This is a genomic window from Oleiphilus sp. HI0132 (assembly GCF_001635845.1).
Genome location: NZ_LWGJ01000816.1, coordinates 1 through 379, shown reverse-complemented (window position 1 = coordinate 379; position 379 = coordinate 1). Strand labels below are relative to the sequence as shown.

Sequence of the window (379 nt, the reverse complement as noted above, 5' to 3'; positions counted from 1 at the left end):
CAGTAGATACAATACCCAACAAACGGGAATCTGTCGCTTTTGGAATGATGTACTCTTTACCGAATTCCATTGAATCCACACCGTAAGCGTCTAGAACTTCCTTAGTTACAGGCTCTTTTGCTAGATTAGCAAGTGCTTTAGCAGCAGCCAGCTTCATCTCTTCATTGATAGCTGTTGCACGAACATCCAACGCACCACGGAAGATAAATGGGAAGCCAAGAACGTTGTTTACCTGGTTAGGGTAATCAGAACGACCTGTTGCCATAACAGCATCTGGACGAGATTCTGCAACCACTTCAGGCATGATTTCTGGAACCGGGTTAGCACATGCAAAGATGATTGGGTTTGGAGCCATCTTCTTAATTTGTTCACCAGTCAC

At 44.6% G+C, this 379-nt stretch carries 1 protein-coding gene; it reads right to left on the bottom strand.

The genetic code is table 11. The annotated features are described in order from the left end of the window. Window positions 1–379 (bottom strand): malic enzyme-like NAD(P)-binding protein (locus tag A3766_RS09400; RefSeq protein ID WP_304440955.1); only part of this gene is annotated, 379 nt, incomplete at both ends.